The organism is Streptomyces sp. NPDC021622 (assembly GCF_040640795.1).
Lineage (GTDB): Bacteria > Actinomycetota > Actinomycetes > Streptomycetales > Streptomycetaceae > Streptomyces.
On record NZ_JBFACK010000017.1, the window covers coordinates 116,457 to 135,186 of the forward strand.

The 18,730-nt window shown below is 71.2% G+C and carries 20 protein-coding genes; 7 read left to right on the forward strand and 13 right to left on the reverse strand.

The genetic code is table 11. The features are described 5' to 3' along the window. Window positions 1-3: 3 nt before the first annotated feature. Together AB0G47_RS30260 and AB0G47_RS30265 are read right to left on the reverse strand one after the other, a co-directional pair. Window positions 4-1,017 (reverse strand): zinc-binding dehydrogenase, encoded by a 1,014-nt coding sequence (locus AB0G47_RS30260; RefSeq protein ID WP_360776494.1) that lies wholly within the window; start codon window positions 1,015-1,017, stop codon window positions 4-6. Window positions 1,018-1,069: 52 nt separating this feature from the next. Continuing rightward, window positions 1,070-2,263 carry an FAD-dependent oxidoreductase gene (locus AB0G47_RS30265; RefSeq protein ID WP_360776496.1) on the reverse strand — a complete coding sequence of 398 codons (1,194 nt, stop codon included), beginning with the start codon at window positions 2,261-2,263 and terminating at the stop codon, window positions 1,070-1,072. 115 nt (window positions 2,264-2,378) lie between these two features. On the opposite strand from AB0G47_RS30265, the gene AB0G47_RS30270 reads away from it, so the two are divergent. After that, window positions 2,379-3,059 (forward strand): pentapeptide repeat-containing protein, encoded by a 681-nt coding sequence (locus AB0G47_RS30270; RefSeq protein ID WP_360776498.1) that lies wholly within the window; start codon window positions 2,379-2,381, stop codon window positions 3,057-3,059. 105 nt (window positions 3,060-3,164) lie between these two features. Here AB0G47_RS30270 and AB0G47_RS30275 read toward each other — a convergent pair whose 3' ends face one another. The 3 genes from AB0G47_RS30275 to AB0G47_RS30285 all read right to left on the reverse strand — a co-directional run bounded on the left by AB0G47_RS30275 (window position 3,165) and on the right by AB0G47_RS30285 (window position 5,982). Further along, window positions 3,165-3,665, reverse strand: a complete 501-nt coding sequence (locus tag AB0G47_RS30275; protein ID WP_360776500.1) for a hypothetical protein — start codon at window positions 3,663-3,665, stop codon at window positions 3,165-3,167. 103 nt (window positions 3,666-3,768) lie between these two features. Continuing rightward, the gene (locus AB0G47_RS30280; protein ID WP_266865075.1) at window positions 3,769-4,407 is read right to left on the reverse strand and encodes a response regulator transcription factor; all 639 of its coding nucleotides are present in this window, start codon (window positions 4,405-4,407) and stop codon (window positions 3,769-3,771) included. Window positions 4,408-4,452: 45 nt separating this feature from the next. Next, window positions 4,453-5,982 carry a sensor histidine kinase gene (locus AB0G47_RS30285; protein ID WP_360776502.1) on the reverse strand — a complete coding sequence of 510 codons (1,530 nt, stop codon included), beginning with the start codon at window positions 5,980-5,982 and terminating at the stop codon, window positions 4,453-4,455. Window positions 5,983-6,113: 131 nt separating this feature from the next. Here AB0G47_RS30285 and AB0G47_RS30290 point away from each other — a divergent pair, with 131 nt between their 5' ends. Then, entirely contained in the window at window positions 6,114-6,686 is a 573-nt protein-coding gene (locus tag AB0G47_RS30290) for a heme-binding protein (RefSeq protein ID WP_360776504.1), read from the forward strand. 23 nt (window positions 6,687-6,709) lie between these two features. On the opposite strand, the gene AB0G47_RS30295 is transcribed toward AB0G47_RS30290, so the two are convergent. Both AB0G47_RS30295 and AB0G47_RS30300 read right to left on the reverse strand, forming a co-directional pair. After that, window positions 6,710-7,138: a hypothetical protein gene (locus AB0G47_RS30295; RefSeq protein ID WP_360776506.1), complete on the reverse strand. Its 429-nt coding sequence runs from the start codon at window positions 7,136-7,138 to the stop codon at window positions 6,710-6,712. Then, complete coding sequence (locus AB0G47_RS30300; RefSeq protein WP_360776508.1) at window positions 7,135-7,437, reverse strand: hypothetical protein; 303 nt, start codon at window positions 7,435-7,437, stop codon at window positions 7,135-7,137. Before AB0G47_RS30300 ends, AB0G47_RS30295 begins: the two co-directional genes overlap by 4 nt. Window positions 7,438-7,476: 39 nt before the next feature. Between AB0G47_RS30300 and AB0G47_RS30305 the strand changes: the two genes are divergently transcribed. Together AB0G47_RS30305 and AB0G47_RS30310 are read left to right on the forward strand one after the other, a co-directional pair. Next, on the forward strand, window positions 7,477-7,770 hold the full coding sequence (locus AB0G47_RS30305) for a helix-turn-helix transcriptional regulator (RefSeq protein WP_360776510.1): 294 nt from the start codon (window positions 7,477-7,479) through the stop codon (window positions 7,768-7,770). Between the two features lie 46 nt (window positions 7,771-7,816). Next, on the forward strand, window positions 7,817-9,253 hold the full coding sequence (locus tag AB0G47_RS30310; protein WP_360776512.1) for a M1 family metallopeptidase: 1,437 nt from the start codon (window positions 7,817-7,819) through the stop codon (window positions 9,251-9,253). A 52-nt stretch (window positions 9,254-9,305) separates the two neighbouring features. Here the strand turns inward: AB0G47_RS30310 and AB0G47_RS30315 are convergent, their stop codons facing one another. After that, window positions 9,306-10,874 carry a M4 family metallopeptidase gene (locus AB0G47_RS30315; RefSeq protein WP_360776691.1) on the reverse strand — a complete coding sequence of 523 codons (1,569 nt, stop codon included), beginning with the start codon at window positions 10,872-10,874 and terminating at the stop codon, window positions 9,306-9,308. Window positions 10,875-11,092: 218 nt separating this feature from the next. After that, on the reverse strand, window positions 11,093-11,608 hold the full coding sequence (locus AB0G47_RS30320) for a GNAT family N-acetyltransferase (RefSeq protein WP_360776514.1): 516 nt from the start codon (window positions 11,606-11,608) through the stop codon (window positions 11,093-11,095). A 274-nt stretch (window positions 11,609-11,882) separates the two neighbouring features. On the opposite strand from AB0G47_RS30320, the gene AB0G47_RS30325 reads away from it, so the two are divergent. Continuing rightward, window positions 11,883-12,440, forward strand: coding sequence for a hypothetical protein (locus AB0G47_RS30325; protein WP_266865087.1), 558 nt, complete (start codon window positions 11,883-11,885; stop codon window positions 12,438-12,440). A 103-nt stretch (window positions 12,441-12,543) separates the two neighbouring features. Here the strand turns inward: AB0G47_RS30325 and AB0G47_RS30330 are convergent, their stop codons facing one another. From AB0G47_RS30330 to AB0G47_RS30340, 3 genes are all read right to left on the reverse strand, one after another. After that, on the reverse strand, window positions 12,544-13,380 hold the full coding sequence (locus tag AB0G47_RS30330) for a phosphoenolpyruvate hydrolase family protein (RefSeq protein ID WP_360776516.1): 837 nt from the start codon (window positions 13,378-13,380) through the stop codon (window positions 12,544-12,546). A 31-nt stretch (window positions 13,381-13,411) separates the two neighbouring features. Beyond that, window positions 13,412-14,662 (reverse strand): Tm-1-like ATP-binding domain-containing protein, encoded by a 1,251-nt coding sequence (locus AB0G47_RS30335; protein WP_360776518.1) that lies wholly within the window; start codon window positions 14,660-14,662, stop codon window positions 13,412-13,414. Between the two features lie 152 nt (window positions 14,663-14,814). Then, window positions 14,815-15,390, reverse strand: coding sequence for a TerD family protein (locus AB0G47_RS30340; protein WP_266865093.1), 576 nt, complete (start codon window positions 15,388-15,390; stop codon window positions 14,815-14,817). Between the two features lie 203 nt (window positions 15,391-15,593). Between AB0G47_RS30340 and arfB the strand changes: the two genes are divergently transcribed. Further along, on the forward strand, window positions 15,594-16,031 hold the full coding sequence (gene arfB, locus AB0G47_RS30345) for an alternative ribosome rescue aminoacyl-tRNA hydrolase ArfB (protein ID WP_360776520.1): 438 nt from the start codon (window positions 15,594-15,596) through the stop codon (window positions 16,029-16,031). Between the two features lie 74 nt (window positions 16,032-16,105). On the opposite strand, the gene AB0G47_RS30350 is transcribed toward arfB, so the two are convergent. Beyond that, window positions 16,106-16,654: a flavin reductase family protein gene (locus AB0G47_RS30350; protein WP_360776693.1), complete on the reverse strand. Its 549-nt coding sequence runs from the start codon at window positions 16,652-16,654 to the stop codon at window positions 16,106-16,108. Window positions 16,655-17,047: 393 nt separating this feature from the next. Here AB0G47_RS30350 and cdgB point away from each other — a divergent pair, with 393 nt between their 5' ends. Continuing rightward, a complete protein-coding gene (gene cdgB / locus AB0G47_RS30355) occupies window positions 17,048-18,730 on the forward strand; it encodes a diguanylate cyclase CdgB (protein WP_360776522.1) in 1,683 nt (560 codons plus the stop codon).

Below are 18,730 nucleotides of genomic sequence, written 5' to 3' on the forward strand. Positions count from 1 at the left end.
CTCTCAGGGGATCAGTACGACCTTGCCCGTCGTGCCCCGGCTTTCCAGGGCGCGGTGGGCGGCTGCCGCGTCGCGCAGGGGGAAGCGCTGGACGGCGGGCGTGAAGTGGCCCCGCGTCGCCTCGGTCAGCGCGGCCAGCTCCAGGGTGCGGACGGGGTTGTCGCCGCCGGCCTTCTGCATCATCGCCGGGCCGAGGACGCCCAGCTGGGTGATGCCTCGGGCGGCGAGCTCCTCTTCGGTGAACGTCAGGGGTTCGCCGTCGTGCAGGCCCTGGCCGGACCAGCCGAAGACGATGTGGGTGCCGCCGGGGGCCAGGAGGTCCACGGCGGCGCGGCCCGCGTCGCCGCCGACCCCGTCGAAGACGACGGTGGCGCCGGGGGCGTGCACCGACTTCAGGTACGTACGCACCTCGTCCGGCCACTCCGGGTTCTTGTAGTCCACGGCCAGGTCCGCGCCGTTCGCCTCGACCCGGGCCGTCTTCTCCGGGCCGCCCGCGAGGCCGACGACGGTGGCGCCCCGGTGCTTGGCGTACTGGACGAGGAGCGTGCCGATGCCGCCGGCCGCGGCCGGGATGACGGCCACGGAGCCGGGGGCCAGGTCGGCGAACTGCAGGATGCCCATCGTCGTGCGGCCCGTGCCGATCAGGGCGACGGCCGCCGCGTCGTCGATGCCCTCTGGGATCTCGTGCAGGCGGGCGGCCTCCGTGACGGTCAGTTCGGCGTAGCCGCCGGGGGCGAAGCCGATGTGGGCGACCACGCGCTTGCCGAGCCAGGCGGGGTCGACTCCTTCGCCGAGGGACTCGACCGTGCCGGCCACCTCGCGGCCGGGGATCGTGGGCAGCGGCGGCAGTTCGGGGAGCGGGCCCTGGAAGCCGCCCCGGATCGCGGTGTCCAGGAGGTGCACGCCGGCCGCCGTGACGGCGATGCGGACCTGGCCGGGGGCCGGTGCCGGGTCCGCCGTCTCCTCGTACTTGAGGTTCTCGGCCGGGCCGAAGGTGTGCAGGCGGATGGCGTGCATGGTGGGCTCCTTGTGGGCTCTCGGCTCTGGGTCTGTCCGCCACTCTCGTACCTCAAGCGGACTTGAGGTCAAGCCTCGCCGGGGCGAGCGCGAGCGTCACGGCCTCCAGCGCGCTGTTGAAGGACACCTCGGAGAGCAGTCCGGGCGCCGCCACCTGGTCGCCCGCCAGATAGACGCCGTCGCCGCGGTCGATCGCCGGACGGTCGCGCCAGGTGGTGCCCGGCAGGTCCACCGCGCCGGTGCGGCCGGCGGCCAGGGCGTCGCGGCGCCAGACGAGGCGGTCGCGCCAGTGCGGGAAACCCAGGTCCATGAGGTGGTCGAGGCGGGCCGATCCGTCCGCCTTGGACTCCTCGGGGGAGAGCGGGATCTGGGCCTGGACGAGCTCCTGGCCCGCGGGGGCCAGGCTCCGGTCCTGGGTGGTGAACCGCTCGACCCAGCCGGTCCTGTCCAGGTCGGAGATCGCGAAGGGGTCGCCCTTGCGGGAGCGCAGGGCGAGGTCGACGAGGGTGGTGCGGGCGCCGGCCCACTGCAGGGATTCGTCGCGCAGGAGGTGGCGGGCGGCCGGGAGCGCGGTGGCGACGACGACCGGTCCTTCGGCGGTCAGGGCGGCGGGGTCGTCGACGCGGGACAGCGTCTCCACGCGTACGCCCAGGTTCCAGGCGAGCGCCGCCATGCGGTCGATGACCGAGCCCCAGCCGCCGCGCGGGTAGTGGGCCTCGGGGGGCAGCTTGGTGGCGCGGCGCAGGCGCTCGTGCACGAACCTGGCGGAGAGCGAGCCGGGGTCGTGGTGGAACGTCGCCACGGCGATGTAGTGCGCGGCGGCGCGGGCGCCCTCCTCGCCGACCTCGCCGGTGGCCCATGTCATGAAGTCGGCGTCCACGGGGGCCTGTTCGGCCTTGCGGCGCAGCAGCCGCAGCATCGCGAGGGGCGGGGTGCGGCGGAGCCTGCCCTGGTGGTGGAGGCGGAGCCGGCTGCCTTCAAGCGGCGGGAGCGGGGCGAGCGGGCCGATGAGGTCGCGCTGCTTGAGCCAGGCCCAGTGCGGGCCGCCGTTGTAGAGGGCGTGCGGGCCTTCGTTCGTGCGGTACGGGCCTTCGGCGGTGCGGGCGCGGCCGCCGAGGGTGTGGTGGGACTCGTGCAGGGTCACCTTGGCGCCGGCTTCGGCGGCGGTGATGGCGGCGGTGAGGCCGGCGAAGCCGCCGCCGATGACGGTGAGGCGGGTGTTCCGCATGTTCCGTGTGGTCCCCATGGGTGGGCTCCTGTCGCGGTGGGGTCCGTTGTGGGCCTTCCCCGGTACGACGGCCGAGGGGGCGCCGGATGTGACATCGGGCTGCCTTGTCAGTGGTGGAGTGCACGATGGGGGGATGGGACGACAGGGTGCGGCAGTGGTGAAGAAGGCTCGGCGGCCCGAGGTGCGGTTGCCCGTGCTCCGGGCGTTCGAGGAGGGCGAGTTGTCGCCCGACGGGGACTACGACGGGGTGGAGTTCCGGGACCTCGACTTCGACGGGCAGGACGGCGGGGGAGCACTGTTCCTCGACTGCGCGGTGACGGGCTGCTCGGTGACCGAGACGCGGCTGAGCCGGGCCCGCTTCGTGGACTCCGTGCTGACGGAGTTGCAGGGGGTCGGCACGGAGCTGGTGGAGGCGTCGCTGCGGGACGTCGAGGTGGTGGACGCGCGTCTCGGCGGGGTTCAGCTGCACGGGAGTGTGCTGGAGCGGGTCGTCGTGCGGGGCGGCAAGATCGACTATCTGAACCTGCGGAAGGCGCGGTTGAAGGACGTCGTGTTCGAGGGGTGCGTGCTGGTGGAGCCGGACTTCGGGCAGGCGGCCCTGGAGCGCGTCGAGTTCGTGGACTGCGCCCTGAAGGGGGCGGACTTCAGCGGCGTACGCATGAAGGACGTCGACCTGCGCTCGGCGGCGGAGCTGGACATCCTGCGGGGGATCGACTGCCTGGCCGGGGCGGTGATCAGCACGGCCCAACTGATGGATCTGGCCCCGGCGTTCGCGGCGCAGGTGGGGGTGCGGGTGCTGGCCCCTGGCCTCTAGCAGCGGTTCTTTCCCGCCCACCCACCCGATTACCCCGCGTATCGGGTGGGTGGCTGGGGAAAAGCCTGTTCGGTCGGGTGAGGTGCGGGGGATCTCGGCCCAGGGTTACGCGACGCGAGGAAAGCGGGACTGGAGGGTCCAAAGGGCGGGGTTGTCGGCCAGGGAGTCATGGAGGTCGGAGAGGTCCGCCAGGAGGTCCTGGAGGAAGTCACGGGCCTCGCGGCGCAGCTCCGCGTGGGAGAAGTTCAGCGGGGGCTCGTCCGGGTCCATCCAGTCCGCCTCGATGTCCACCCAGCCGAAGCGGCGGGTGAACAGCATCCGGTCACTGGACTCCGTGAAGTCCAGCTCCGCGTACTGGGGGCGGGAGGCGCGGCTCCCCAGCGGATCCTGGTCCAGCGTCTCGACGATGTCGCACAGCGCCCACGCGAAGTCGAGGACGGGCACCCATCCCCAGGCTGTGGACAGCTCCCGGTCGGCCTTGGTGTCCGCCAGGTACACGTCCCCGCAGAACAGGTCATGGCGCAGGGTGTGGACGTCCGCGCGGCTGTAGTCCAGCTGCGGGGGGTCCGGGAAGCGGCGGGAGAGCGCGTAGCCGATGTCGAGCACGGGGTCGATGGTGTCACGGCCGGGCGGCGGCTCGGTCCGCGGCGGTCACAGGGATCTCAGGGCAGGGGCGCTCAGGTCAGGGCAGGGCGAGGCGGCGCTCAGGTCAGGGCAGCAGCCGCTGCTCCTTGGCCACCGCCACCGCGCCCGCCCGCGTATCGACGCCGAGCTTGTCGTAGATCCGGCCCAGATGCGTCTTCACGGTGGCCTCGCTGATGAACAGGGCGCGGGCGATCTCCCGGTTGCCGAGGCCCTGGGACAGCTGGCCGAGGATGTCGCGTTCGCGGTCCGTGAGGGAGGGCTGCGGGGCGCGCATGCGGGCCATGACCCGGGAGGCGACCGGCGGCGAGAGCGCGGTGCGGCCCTGCGACGCGGCATGGATCGCGGAGAAGAGCTCCTCGGGGCGCTCCGCCTTGAGGAGATAACCCGTCGCGCCCGCCTCGATCGCCCGCGTGATGTCCGCGTCCGTGTCGTACGTCGTCAGGACCAGGACATGGGGCGGGGTGCCGGACGACGACGCGATGCGGCGCGTCGCCTCCACGCCGTCGATGCCCTCGCCGAGCTGCAGGTCCATCAGGACCACGTCCGGCGTCAGCTTCGCGGCCAGGGCCACCGCCTCCTCGCCCGTGCCCGCCTCGCCGACCACCTCGATGTCCGGGGCGCTGCCAAGGAGGGCGAGCAGACCCGCGCGTACGACGACGTGGTCGTCGCAGACCAGGAGGCGGACGGGAGGTGCGGTCGTCATGGGGTCTCCAGCGTCATGGGGTCTCCAGCGTCATGAGGTCTCCGGTCACGAGGTCTCCAGGGGCGGCTCGAGCGGGATCGACACGGAGAGGACCGTGCCCTCGCCCGGTGCCGACTCGATCGTCAGTGTGCCGCCGAGCTGTCCCGCCCGCGCGCGGATCGCGGGAAGGCCGTGGCCCCGTACGCCGGTGCGCCTGTCTTGTTCGACGGAAGGTGTGAAGCCCCTGCCGTCGTCGGCGACGTCCAGGACCACCTGGTCGTCCAGGAGCGTCAGGGTCAGCGCCGCCGTGTTCGCCTCGGCGTGCTCGCGTACGTTGGCCAGCGCGCCCTGCGCAATGCGGAGCAGCGCCGAGCCGACCCGGTCCGGCAGCGGCACCGGGGTGCCCTCCGCGTGGAAGCGCACCGTCAGGCCCGCGTCCGACTCCCGTTCCGCGAGCGCCCGCAGTGCCTGGGTCACACCGCCGCCGTCCGCGAGGTCGGCGGGCGCCAGATCGTGCACGAAGCGGCGGGCCTCGGCGAGGCCGCGTTCGGTGATCGACTCTGCGGTACGGACGTGGGTGCGGGCCTTGGCCGGGTCCGCGTCCCAGACCCGGTTGGCGGCCTGGAGCAGCATCTGCTGGCTGGACAGGCCCTGCGCGAGGGTGTCGTGGATCTCCATGGAGAGCCGCTGGCGTTCGGCGAGGGTGCCCTCGCGGCGCTCGGTGGCGGCCAGTTCGCGGCGGGTGCGGATGAGGTCGTCGATGAGCTCGCGCTGGCGGGCCGCCTGGCGCTGCATGTACAGGAAGACGGCGCTGGCCACCGCGGCCCATGCGGGCGGGGCGAACAGCAGGTTCGGGTCGAAGCGGCCCGCGAGTTCGAGCTGCGCGGTGACCACGAACGCGGTCAGTACGGCCACCAGGAGCAGGGCGGCGCGCGGCGGCAGCGTACGAAGGCCGGTGTAGAACAACGGCACCGCGCACCACGCGAAGCTCGGCGCGAGGATGACGAGCACGCCCCAGGCCGTCACGACGAGGGTCAGCCAGGCGAGGCGGTGCGGGGTGCGGCGGGTGCCGAGCGAGGGGCCGAGTACGTAGAGCAGCGCGAGGGAGACGGAGAGCGCGATGATCCACGGGGTGCGGGGCTCGCCGGGGTGGCGGATCAGGAAGCGGGCCAGTGAGGCGGCGAGCAGCAGGAAGAACGCCGTGTGCATGACGGCTGCGAGCCAGCGTGCGTCGGGGTCCGGGTACCCCGTGCCGGGGTGGGCGTACTCCGTGCCGGGTTGGTCGTACCCCGTGCCAGGGTGCGCGTACCCGTCGCCGGGGCGGGCGCCTTGTTCATCGGTGCCCCGTAGCGGGGGCTGTGCCCACCCGTTCCGCCCTGCGGAACGCCTGCCCACAGCGGGAGCGGCGGGAGTGGCGGGGCCGGCGGGAGCGGTGGGAGTGGCGGGAGCGGTGGGAGTGGCGGGAGCGGCCGGGTCGGCGGGAGCGGTGGGACCGGCCGGGTCGGCGGGGGCGGCGGGACCGACCGGGTCAGCAGGACCGGTGGGAGCGGCCGGAGCGGTGGGGTCGGCGGGGTTGGGATCGCCGTTTTGGGTCACCCATTTATTGTGACCCGGGGTGGGCCGGCACGGGTCAGCCGATCGGTTGACCCAGGGGTCAGCCGGAACGCTCCTCGGGAGCAGCCGGTACGCCGACGGGGTCCGCCGGGGCGCGGCCGGAAGATCGACGCATGACCAAGAACCCCAGCCACAAGCGCTCGAAGCGCACCCGCATCGTCACCGGCGCCCTCGCGATCGCCGCCCTCGGGGCCGGCACCTTCGGCGCCGTTTCCGCGACCGCCGGGACCCCGGACGCCGCGTCCAAGGCCCCTGTCGTCGCCGACGCGGGCAACGGCAACCTCCAGCAGTCCACGCACCTCACCGTGGCCGCGGCGACCAAGGCCGCGCAGGCGAGCCTGGACGCCGCGAAGAAGGAGAACCAGCGCGTCACGGTCGCCGTCGTGGACCGCAACGGCAACACCATCGTGACCCTGCGCGGCGACGGCGCGGGCCCGCAGTCCTACGAGTCCGCCGAGAAGAAGGCGTACACCGCCGTCTCCTGGAACGCGCCGACCTCCGAGCTGGCCAAGCGCCTGGAGCAGGCCCCGAACCTGAAGGACATCCCCGGCACGCTGTTCCTGGCGGGCGGCGCCCCGGTCACCGCCAAGGGCGCCCCGATCGCGGGCATCGGCGTCGCGGGCGCTCCCTCCGGCGACCTGGACGAGAAGTTCGCCCGGGCCGGTGTCGCGGCGCTGAACGGCTGACGGCTGACGGCTGACGGCTGGCGTCAGGGCGTCCTGAGCGCCCGGGCGGTGCGGGACGCCTGGGCGGCGACGCCGGGGATGCCGGACGTGATGAACGAGCCGCCGCCGGCCAGGTCGCCGACCACGTGCACGCGCGGGTCGGCGGGGGTCAGCCCGCCGGACGGGTGGAGCGTGGCCAGGCCGGTGGCCACCAGGGACTCGACCAGGGGGCGGGCCGCGGCCGGGACCGCCTGCGGCGGCGGGTTCACGGCGTTGACGACGTACTCCGTGTCGACGACGGACTCGGGGGTGCCCACGGACTCCGCGGTATCGACGACGGACTCCGTGGCGCGTTCGGAGTCGTTCCGCGTACGCACCCGGAATCGCCCCTCCACCGCCTCGATCGCGTGGACGCCGCGCGTGATCGACAACTGTCCGGAATCCAGGAGCCGCAGCAGGACCGACGCGTTCACCGGAACCATGGGCGAGGCCAGGCCGACTGCGGTGCGCAGATGGCGCCGCAACCACGCGCGGTCGGGCTCGGGCAGCAGCCGCCACGCGTACGGGCCGACGGCGTGCGCCGCCTCCTGCAGTACGCGGCGGCCGATCCGGGGATCGCCGACGGCGGCGAGCTGCCGCCGGAGCCGCTGGACCGGGTCGTCGGACGTGGTGCCGCACGGCCCTCCAGGCGCGGGCCGTCGCCGACGGCCGCGACCACGGCAACGCCCGCGTCCGCATCCGCACCACCGAAGGCCGCTGGCTGGTCTGCCACGCCTCCCGCCTCACCGGACCCGGCGGCAGGACCGCCCCGGTGGCCCTGGTCATCGAGCCCGCGACACCCGCCGACCTGGCGGTCCTGATCGCCGACGCGTACGGTCTGACCTCGCGGGAGCTGCAGATCACCCAGCTCGTCGCGCGCGGGATGACCACCGCCGAGATCGCCGGCACGCTGTTCATCTCGCCGCACACGGTCCGCGACCACCTCAAGACCGTCTTCACCAAGGCCCGTGTCTCCAGCCGGGGCGAGCTGGTCGCCCGTCTGTTCACCGAGCACTACTGGCCGGCCCTGCCGGGAAGCGTCCGGCAGCGGAGCGTCCGCCAGTGAGGACCGCGCCGTGGCCGCCGAACATATGCCGCATAAGATCGCATGCGTGCACCCACGATCCACGGCGCCCCGCGGCACAACCACCGCCGCACTGGCCGCCTTCACCGCCCTCGCCCTCACCGCATGCAGCGGCTCCGGAGTGCACGGCACGCCCGGAGCCGACGGTGTGCGCGACCCGTACTTCCCGAAGCTGGGCAACGGCGGTTACGACGTCGCGCACTACGGCCTGACCATCGGCTACGACCCCGACTCCCGCCATCTCACCGGCAAGGCCGAGATCACGGCACGTGCCACGCAGGACCTCAGCGCCTTCAACCTCGACCTCAAGGGTCTGGACGTGAAGACGGTGACCGTCGAGGGGAAGGGCGCCAACTTCCACCGCGACGGGCAGGAGTTGACGGTCCGTCCGCCCGACGACCTCGACAAGGGCGAGACGTTCCGCACCACCGTCCACTATTCCGGCACCCCGGAGACCATCACCGACCCGGACGACTCCGAGGAGGGCTGGCTGCGGACGGCGGAGGGCGCCATCGCGCTCGGCGAGCCGACGGGCTCGATGGCCTGGTTCCCCGCGAACAACCACCCCTCGGACAAGGCCGCGTACGACATAAAGCTCACCGTCCCCAAGGGCCTGAAGGCCATCTCCAACGGCGAGTTGACCCGCGAGTCGACCAAGAACGGCCGCACCACCTTCGCCTGGCACAGCGCGGAACCGATGGCGAGCTATCTGGCGACCGTCGCCATCGGGACGTACGAGCTGAAGCGCTCGACCACCGAGTCGGGCATCCCCGTGCTCACCGCCGTGGACCCCTCCCAGGCCAAGGCGAGCGCGAAGACGCTCGCCAAGATCCCCGAGATCATGGAGTGGCAGGAGCTGAACTTCGGCCCCTACCCCTTCTCCTCGACGGGCGCGATCGTCGACGACGAGGACTCCGCGGGCTACGCCCTGGAGACCCAGACCCGCCCCACGTTCCCCGGCGCCCCCGACACCGGACTCCTCGTCCACGAGCTGGCCCACCAGTGGTTCGGCAACTCCGTGACGCCCAAGTCCTGGCAGGACATGTGGCTCAACGAAGGCTTCGCGACGTACGCGGAGTGGCTGTGGGAGGAGGACCACGACGGGGACAGCGTCCAGGAGACCTTCGACGCGATCTACGACGACGAGTACTACGAGTCCGACGAGGACAACGAGGCGATCTGGGCCTTCCCGCCCGCGAAGCCGCCGTCCGCGGCGCGCGTCTCGGACAGTCCGGTGTACGAGCGTGGCGGCATGGTCGTCCACAAGATCCGGCAGGCGGTGGGCGACGACACCTTCTACGACATCGTGCAGGGCTGGACGAAGTCGCACCGCCACGGCAACGCGGACACGAAGGACTTCACCCGGTACGTCGAGGAGCACGCGGGCGGCGACGCGGCGCGCGAGAAGGTGCGCGCGATCTGGGGTCCGTGGCTCTACGGCGACGGAAAGCCGGACCACCCCTGAGGCCTGAGGGGTGGTCCGGCCTTGTTCCAGAGCTACTTGGCCCTGTTCAGGGCTACTTGACGTTCACGCCGGTCCAGGCGGCCGCGACCGCCTTCTCCTCGGCGCTGCCCGCGCCGTACAGGTCGGCGGCCGCCTTGAGCGTGGCGGTGCGGGCGCCCGCGTAGTTGGTCGTCGACGTCATGTAGACGGACAGCGCCTTGTACCAGATCTGGTAGGCCTTGGTCCGCCCGATGCCGGTGAGCGAACTGCCGTCCGCCGTGGCGGAGTCGTAGGAGACGCCGTTGATGGTCTTCGCGCCGCTGCCCTCGCTCAGCAGGTAGAAGAAGTGGTTGGCGACGCCGGACGAGTAGTGCACGTCGAGGCGGCCGACGTTCTTGGACCAGAAGTCGGCGGAGTTGCCGTCCTTGCTGGGCTTGTCCATGTAGCGCAGCGGCGTGCCGTTGCCGCGGATGTCGATCTTCTCGCCGATGAGGTAGTCGCCGACGTCGCTCGGGTTGTTGGCGTGGAACTCGACGGACGTGCCGAGGATGTCGCTCGTCGCCTCGTTCAGACCGCCGGACTCCCGGCTGTAGTTGAGGTTCGCGGTGGCGGCGGTGAGGCCGTGGGTCATCTCGTGGCCGGCCACGTCGAGCGAGGTCAGCGGCTTGAGGTTGCCCGCTCCGTCTCCGTACGTCATGCAGAAGCAGGCGTCGGACCAGAAGGCGTTGACGTACGCGTTGCCGTAGTGGACGCGGGAGTAGGCGGCCTTGCCGTCGCCCGCGATGCCGTTCCTGTTGAACTCGGACTTGTAGAAGTCCCAGGTCTGCGCGGCCCCGTACGCGGCGTCGACGGCGGCGGTCTGCCGGTTCTGCGGCGTCCCGTCGCCCCACTTGTCGTCGGCGTCGTGGAAGAGGGTGCCGGTGCCCGACGTGCCGCCGTTCAGGTCGTACGTCTTGTGGCCGCCGCGGGCGCCGTCGGTGAGGTCGTAGCCGCCGGACGCGGAGGCGGTCGAGCCGACGGCGACGGAGCCGCTGTACTGGCCCGTCCCGGTGCCGTTCTCGATGGCCTCGTGGCTGAAGAGCTGCTTGCCGGTGCGGGCGTCGGTGACGACGTGCAGCTCGCTGGGGGTGCCGTCGTGCTGTACGCCCGTCACGACGGTCTCGTACGCGAGGACGGGCGAACTGCCCTTGTCCCCGGCCCAGATGACCTTGCGTACGTTCTTGGCGCTTGCCTTCTTTGAGTCGGCCGCGGCGACGGCGGACTTCTTGGCGTCGGCGCTCGACACATCGGCGTCGGTCGACGCCACGGATATCCGTCCGCTGCGGGCCTTGTCGACGCTTTTCAGCTTGCCGCTCTTGGCGGTGTGCGCGACGAGGTCGCCGCCGAGCACGGGCAGGCCGTCGTAGGTGCGCTCGTAGCGGGTGTGGACGGTGCCGTCGGTGTCCTTGACGACATCGCGGACGACGAGCTTCTCCTTGCCGCCGAGTCCGATCGCATCGGCGGCCGAAGAGGCGTCCGCCTGGGCCGACTTGATGGCCTCGGCGCGCTGCGCGGCGCTCAGGCGCAGGGTGCCCGCGCCGGCGGAGTCCTGGTCACCGGCCGCGGTGGCGGCGGTGGTGCTCTGGACGCCCATGACGACCATGGCGGCGGATGCGGCGAGCGCGGCGGCGCGAACAGCGGTCTTGCGAGGGGTGGGGGACTGCTGTCTCACTGGCTCTCCTTGGAAAGGGCTTGGCCGGGTGGGGAGCGGCGGAGAGAGAGTGACACCGGTGACCCGTTGATTGACGGTTCACGAACAACTCTTTACTTGTTCTTGTCCGAATGGTGCGGCCCAATGTCCGCTATGCGTACGGCTGTTCACTACCCCAGCGGCTTGCGGAGCACGGCGCACGGACGATCCGCGCCGCGGTCCTTCCGGTGGTCGACGACCTCGTACCCGAGCGAGCCCCAGAAGGCGAACCCCGCGTCATTGCCCTCGAGGACGGCGAGACGCACCCCCTCGCGCCCCTCCTCCCGGAACCGCTTCTCGATCATGCCCGCGAACTTCCTCCCGTACCCCTTGCGTTGCTGCCGCACGTCCACCATCAGCAGCCCGATCCACGGATCGGGGTCGGCGGGATCGGGATGCCGGTCCAGCGTGATCCCGACCCCGACGACCCGCCCCTCGGAACGGGCCAGCAGCACCTCGGCCCCCGGCACGGCCAACTCGTCCGCCAGTGCGGCGGCGACCTGCTCGGGGCGGATGTCGTCCGGGTCGGGGAAGTCGCCGGAGAGCGCGTGGAAGGCGCGGTTGGAGGCGTACACGGCGGTGAGCTCGGTGAGCAGTTCGCCGGGCAGGGCGCCGCTGTCCGACGGGGTGAGCGGTTCGAGAATCATGCGGCGCAGAGTAGTGGACGGAGGGGCCGGTTCCCGTTGCCGCCCATTTCGCTTTCTTTCCCTCACGCACCAGGAATTGATTCCGGTATCGCGCGCCTGAACAAATTCAGGACAGCTGTCGATTTGGCCGGAAGAACGGCTGCCGCGAGGCGCACGAATTCTTCAATCTGTACGAGCGCCGCCCGTGCCCACAGAAAATCTGTGGGGCGAGAATGCATTCGGTTCTCAACCAAAAAGTGCGGCACTCAACCAATTCCCCGGAAGGGAGAATGACGTGGCAAGCAGCAGGGCACGTATCCGCGTCGAGCTCGTCAAGGTCCACTGTTTCGACACCGAGGACAACCTCGGCGGCGACGAGTTCTACGTCGTGGGCGCCGCCGCCTGTGGTGACATCCGCAACGTCGTCCTCACCAAGCCGCTCGACATCAACGACCAGCAGACGAAGATGTTCAACCCGACCGAGTCCGTGATCTTCGAGGGCGAGGTCGGCATGGACGACACCCTCACCCTCGGAATCGCCGGCTACGACGAGGACTTCAGCTCGGACTGGGGCAAGTACGGCCAGGCCCTCAAGGAGATGCTGGACTCCGTCAACAAGGTCGTCCCCATCCCCGGCCAGTTCGGCCAGCAGCTCATCGACGTCTCGTACACTGCGATGAGTGATGTCCTCAAGAAGATCGACCCGGACGACGAACTCGGTCAGCTCACGGTCTCCCGCCCCATTTCGGAAATCCACGCGGGCGACAAGCCGTGGCCGTTCGAGGGCGGCACGTGGATGGGCAAGTGGAAGTACGAAGTAACGTACCGGATCACCAAGATTCCGGTGGAGTAGTGAGTAGCAAGTAGGCAAGTAGCTAGTAGGCGAGTAGCAAGTAGCAGGCCTCTTCTGGATGGGACGGCTTTCCGTAACAGGGCGGCCGTCCCATTCCATGGCTTCACGGCGTGGACGTCAGCGCCTTGAACGCCCGGGTCTGCTCCACGATCGCCCGCTCCGTGGGGAGGCGTTCGATGGAGGACGCGCCGAAGAAGCCGACGATTCCCGTCGTGCGGGACAGGACGTACGCCGCGTCCTGCGGCTCCGCGATCGGGCCCCCGTGGCAGAGCACCAGGATGTCGGGGTTCACGTCCTTCGCCGCGTCGTGCATCTCCTGGACCGCTGCCGCCGCCTGGTCCAGGGTCAGGGCCGTGCCCGCGCCGATCGAGCCCTTCGTGGTCAGGCCCACGTGCGGGACGAGGACGTCCGCGCCCGCGCGGGCCATGTCCGCCGCCTGGGCCGGGTCGAAGACGTAGGGGGCCGTCAGGAGGTCGCGGGCGTGGGCCTCGCGGACCATGTCGACCTCCAGGGCGTAACCCATGCCCGTCTCCTCGAGGTTGGTGCGGAACGTGCCGTCGTAGAGGCCGACCGTCGGGAAGTTCTGGACGCCCGCGAAGCCCATCGTCTTCAGTTCGTCCAGGAAGCGGCCCATGTCCCGGAACGGGTCCGTGCCGCACACCCCGGCGAGCACCGGGGTGTCCCTGACCACCGGCAGGACCTCCCGCGCCATGTCGACCACGATCGCGTTCGCGTCCCCGTACGGGAGAAGGCCGGCGAGCGAGCCGCGGCCCGCCATGCGGTAGCGGCCCGAGTTGTAGATGATCAGGAGGTCCACGCCGCCCTCCTCCGCGCACTTGGCGGAGAGTCCGGTGCCGGCTCCGGCACCGATGACGGGATTCCCCGCCGCCACTTGGGCGTTGAGACGAGCCAGGGCTTCCTTGCGGGAGATCGACGTCATGCCCAGCTGCTCCTTGAAGTGAGGGTGCGCGTCACGGCGCCGGCTTCAGCTCGCGCGAGGTGATCAGCTCGTCCAGGCGGTTCGCCATCGCCACCGCGAACGCCGCGTCGTTGATGTGTACGTCCATTTCGTGGAGCCGGACCCCGCTGCCCCGCACCGTCGTGCGCAGGGCGGCCAGGCCCGCCGCGTCCGCCGCCGCGTCCTCGAACGGGCCGCCGTCGATGTCCACCGCCGAGACGCCGCGCAACGGCCAGAACAGTTCGGCGGGGCCGCGTGCCGCGGCGAGCTTGTGGCCGAGCGACGCCCCCAGGGCCGCCATCTCCTGGGCGGTCGTCCGCATCAGGGTGACCGTGGGGTTGTGGACGAGCAGATTGCGGTCCGCGAACCGTGCCGGGACGGTCGGCTCGGGGCCGAAGTTGACCATGTCGAGGGCGCCGGGGGCGACCACCTGGGGGATGCCCGCGCGGCCCGCGGCGGTGAGGCGCTCGGGGCCCGCGGAGAGGACACCGCCGACCAGATCGTCGGCCAGTTCGGTGGTGGTCAGGTCGAGTACGCCGTCCAGGAGGCCGTCGGCCGCCAGTTTCTCCACCGCGCGGCCGCCGGCGCCCGTCGCGTGGAAGACGAGGACCTCGTAGCCGAGCTCGGTGAGGCGGCCGCGGGCCGCGTCGATCGCGGGCGTCGTCACGCCGAACATCGTCGCCGCGACCACCTTGCGGCCCCGGCCCGCGAGTTCGTCGTGGTTGCGCTCGAAGCGGCGCGCCATGCCGGAGGCCGCGGCCGCCGCATTGCCGAGGACCTGCCGGGAGACCGAGTTGATGCCGGAGATGTCCACCACGCTGTACATCAGCGTGATGTCGCTGCTTCCCACGTACGGGGCGACGTCCCCGCCCGCCATCGTGCTGACCAGCAGCTTCGGCACCCCGATCGGCAGCGCCCGCATCGCCTGCGCGGCGATCGCCGAGCCGCCGCTGCCCCCTGCGGCGAGCACCGCGTGCAGCCTGCCCTTCCGGTGCAGGTCGAGGATCACCTCGGTCACGCCGTCCGCCATCGCCGCGACGGCCGCGCCCCGTTCGCCCGCGGTGCGCAGCTCCGCCAGGTCGTGCCCGGCCGCGCGGGCCACGGCTTCGGCAGGTACGTCGGCGGTGGGCGCCTGCGCGGGCGGCGGCAGTGTGCCCACGTCGACGAGCAGGACGTCGCTGCCGTACTCCCGCAGCCGCTCGCGCAGCCATGCGTACTCGGCGCCTTTGGTGTCCAGCGTGCCGACCAGCACCACCGTTGCCATGGGCTCTCACACTCCCGCCGTCGTGGTTCGACCCTGTCCCGCCGCTTCGCGGCGGATCTTTCCCTCCCACCCACCCGATTACCCTGTACCGACGACGAGGGCCCCCGGCGGAACGAATCCGCCGGGGGCCCTCGTCAACTGCCTGGTGAACCTCAGACGTTGACGCCGAAGTCCTGTGCGATACCGACCAGACCGGACGCGTAGCCCTGGCCCACCGCGCGGAACTTCCACTCCGCACCGCTGCGGTACAGCTCGCCGAAGACCATGGCGGTCTCGGTGGCGGCGTCCTCGGAGAGGTCGTAACGAGCGATCTCCGTGCCGCCGGCCTGGTTGAGGATACGGATGAAGGCGTTCCGCACCTGGCCGAAGTTCTGCGAGCGGTTCTCGGCGTCGTAGATCGAGACTGGGAAGACGATCTTGTCGATGTCGGCCGGGAGGCCCGCCAGGTTGACGTTGATCTGCTCGTCGTCGCCCTCGCCCGCACCCGTGACGTTGTCACCGGTGTGCACGATGGTCTGGTCCGGCGTCGCCTTGTTGTTGAAGAAGACGAAGTGGCCGTCCGAGAAGACCTTGCCCTGGGGGTTCACCGCGATCGCGGAGGCGTCCAGGTCGAAGTCGGTGCCAGTGGTGGTGCGGACGTCCCAGCCGAGGCCCACGGTGACGGCGGTCAGGCCCGGAGCCTCCTTGGTGAGCGAGACGTTGCCACCCTTGGACAGGCTTACTGCCATTGTTGGGAGTCCCTTCCCTCGTTGCGTACGAACGGGCTTCGTACTGGGGACGAAGCTACCGTCACCTCTATGAACGTCGACCGGGGTCCCAGAGGTTCCAGTTCCTTTTACTTTCTTTACTCACCTCTGGCACCACACCTCCCCGGCGCGTCGGCATGACGACCCGTAAATACGGGTGACGTGGACCGGACAGACGCGGGACCATGGAGCACATGTCCGGTCCCTATGTCATCCGCGGCTCCGTCTCCTTGCCCGAGGCCGAGCTCATGTGGCGTTTCTCGCGGTCCTCGGGGCCGGGCGGGCAGCACGTCAACACCAGTGATTCGCAGGTGGAGCTGAGGTTCGACCTGGCGAACACGGACGCGCTGCCCGAGGTGTGGAAGGAGCGCGCCCTGGAGCGCCTCGCGAGCCGTCTCGTCGGCGGCGTCGTCAGCGTGCGGGCGTCGGAGCACCGCTCCCAGTGGCGCAACCGCGAGATGGCCGCGATCCGTCTCGCCGCGCTCCTCGCGGAAGCCACCGCCCCGCCGCCGCGGCCCCGCAGGGCCACGAAGATCCCCCGTGGCATCAACGAGCGGCGGCTGCGGAACAAGAAGCAGCGCAGCGAGACCAAGCGCGGCCGCTCGGTCCAGGGCTGGGGCTGAGCCCGCAAACCCGCGCCCGCAAACCCCGAGCCAGCAAACCGCGCTTCGGCAAACCCCGCTTCAGCAAACGCCGCTCAGCCCAGATGCCGGTACTTCCCCTTGAAATACATCAGCGGCCCCCCGTCCGCGCTGGGCAGCTCCGCCGCGAGCACGCGCCCGATGACCAGGGTGTGATCGCCCGCCGTCACCGTCTGCTCGGTGCGGCACTCCAGCGTCGCGAGCGCGCCGCCCACCAGCGGGGCCCCGGACGCCTCGCCCCGTGCGTAAGGGATGTCCTCGAAGAGCAGCCGGTCGCTGATCCGGCCCTTCATGGCGAACCGCCCCGCGATGTGCCGCTGGCTCTCGGCGAGCACCGAGACGCCCCACAGCGGCTGCTCGGCGAGCAGGTCGTCCATCCGGGAGCCCTCGCGCAGGCTGACCAGCACCAGCGGCGGGTCCAGGGAGACGGAGAGGAAGGCCGTCGCGGTCATGCCGACATCCTCGCCGCCCGGTGCCATCGGGTCCTGCGCGTCCAGCGGAAGCTCACGCGCGGTCACCAGGACCACGCCCGCTGCGAGCCGGGACATGGCGGCGCGGAACTCTTCGTTGCTCACCCCCACAGGATGCCTGCCGAGGGTCGGGATGCTGGGGGATGCCGGGGCGGGGGAGGTCGCGGGAGCGCCCTGGGGCGGCGCCTGCGGCGTCTGGAGTGTCTTCGGTACGGGAACCACGGCACCGACGCTAGCCCGGCTCTCGCCGCCGCCACATCGGGCCCGGGGCCGAGACCGGGCCTAGGACCGATGGCCTATGGGCCGCTGCCGAGAGGGTGGACTAGGCCAGTGGACTGGACCAACGAAGGCTTCCCACCTGTGACTTGAGTCACAGGACCCATAAATTGTTGACCCTGTGTACCGAGTGAGCTGCTCGCTGTGATTCAGTGACGGTGGCAATCAGACACTGAGGTGACTCAGACACTGAGGGAACTAAGGGCGCTGCGAATCCTGGAGTTGCTGTCGAGGTCTCGGGGAGAGCGAGCAATGGAGACCGAGTCGGAGCCGTACGTCCGTCTTGCGACCCTGCGGCAGCTGCATCAAGTGGTGGCGGACCTGAACACGGCCCGAAGCCTGGCGGACACGCTGCAGACCGTCGCCGACGGCGTGGTCAACGGCCTTGGCTATGAGCTGGCGTGCGTCAATCTCGTGCGCCCTGACGGCGACCTCGTCGTCGCCGCCTTCGCGGGCAACACCGCCGCCGAGGCGCTCATCACCGGCCGGGTCGGCTCCCGTGACGCCTGGGAGCGCCGCCTCTCCATGGGCGAGCCCTGGGGCGCCCTCCGCTTCATCTCGTACACCGAGGGCTGGGTTCTCGACGAGGACGACGTCCCCCAGTGGTACACCGAGGGGCCCGAGCCCCGCTTCGAGGACGAGTGGCACCCCTCCGACCGGCTCTTCGCCCCCATGTACGCGACCGGCGCCGCCGGCGGTGAACTGCTCGGCGTGATCTCCGTGGACCGCCCGCGCAACGGCCGCAGGCCCGGCGCCTGGGGCCGCGAGGCCCTGCAGATGTACGCCTTCCAGGCCGCCATCGCGATCAGCAACGCGCGTCTACGAGCCAACATGCAGCGCGCCCTGGTCCGGCTCGAGCGCGAGCAGCAGGCACTGAGGGCCAGCGAGGAGAGTTTCCGGCAGGCCTTCGAGTACGCACCCTCCGGCATGGCCATCGCCGAGATGGGCGGCGACCAGCACGGCCGCATCCTGCGGACGAACGACGCCCTCTGCCGCCTCCTGGGCCGCCCCGCGTCGGCCATGCGCCGCTACTCCTTCTCCGACCTCGTCCACCCCGAGGACATCGGCACCCTCCTGCGCACCTCCGCCGAGGGCGGCCGCGCCGAGCTGCGCCTGGCCCGCCGCGACGGGACGTACGTCTGGGTGTCGCTGCGCAACTCCGTCGTCGCGGACGCCGCCGACGGCCCCCGCTTCCTCCTGACCCACGTCGAGGACATCGAGGAGCGCAAGCGCCGCGAGCTCCAGCTCGCCCACCGCGCATCGCACGACTCCCTGACCGGCCTGCCCAACTCCGCGGAGCTGCGCTCCCGCCTCAGCGCGCGCCTGTGCCGCCGCCCGCACGCGGGCCAGCCCAGCGCGGTGGACTCGCTGGACGCCGCGTACGACGGCGCCTACGACGCGGACGGGCAGCACGGCTTCGACTACGGCCTGCACGCCGCACAGGCGCCGAACAGCCTGCAGCAGGGCGGCGAGGGCTTCGACCGCCACGTGCACACCGTCGCGCCCCCGGAGGGGCACGGCGACACGGACGACGGCACCAAGGGTCTGGCCGTTCTCTTCTGCGATCTCGACGGCTTCAAGTCCATCAACGACCGCTTCGGCCACCACACCGGCGACGCCGTCCTCATCGAGGTGGCGAGGCGGCTCACCAACGGCGTACGCGACGGGGACACGGTCGCCAGGCTCGGCGGTGACGAGTTCGTCGTCCTCGCCGACGGGCTCGGCAGGGCCGACGCGCAGGACCTCGCGGTGCGGCTGCGGAACGCGATCATCCCGCCGATCCGGGTGGACGGCCGTGCGGTCCGGGTCGGGGCCAGTTTCGGCATCGGCTGGGCGCACTGCGGGATGTCGGCCGACGAAGTGTTGCACTCCGCTGACCAGCGGATGTACGTGGAGAAACGCTCACGTGCCAAGCAGCACCGGCGGGCCGGCTGA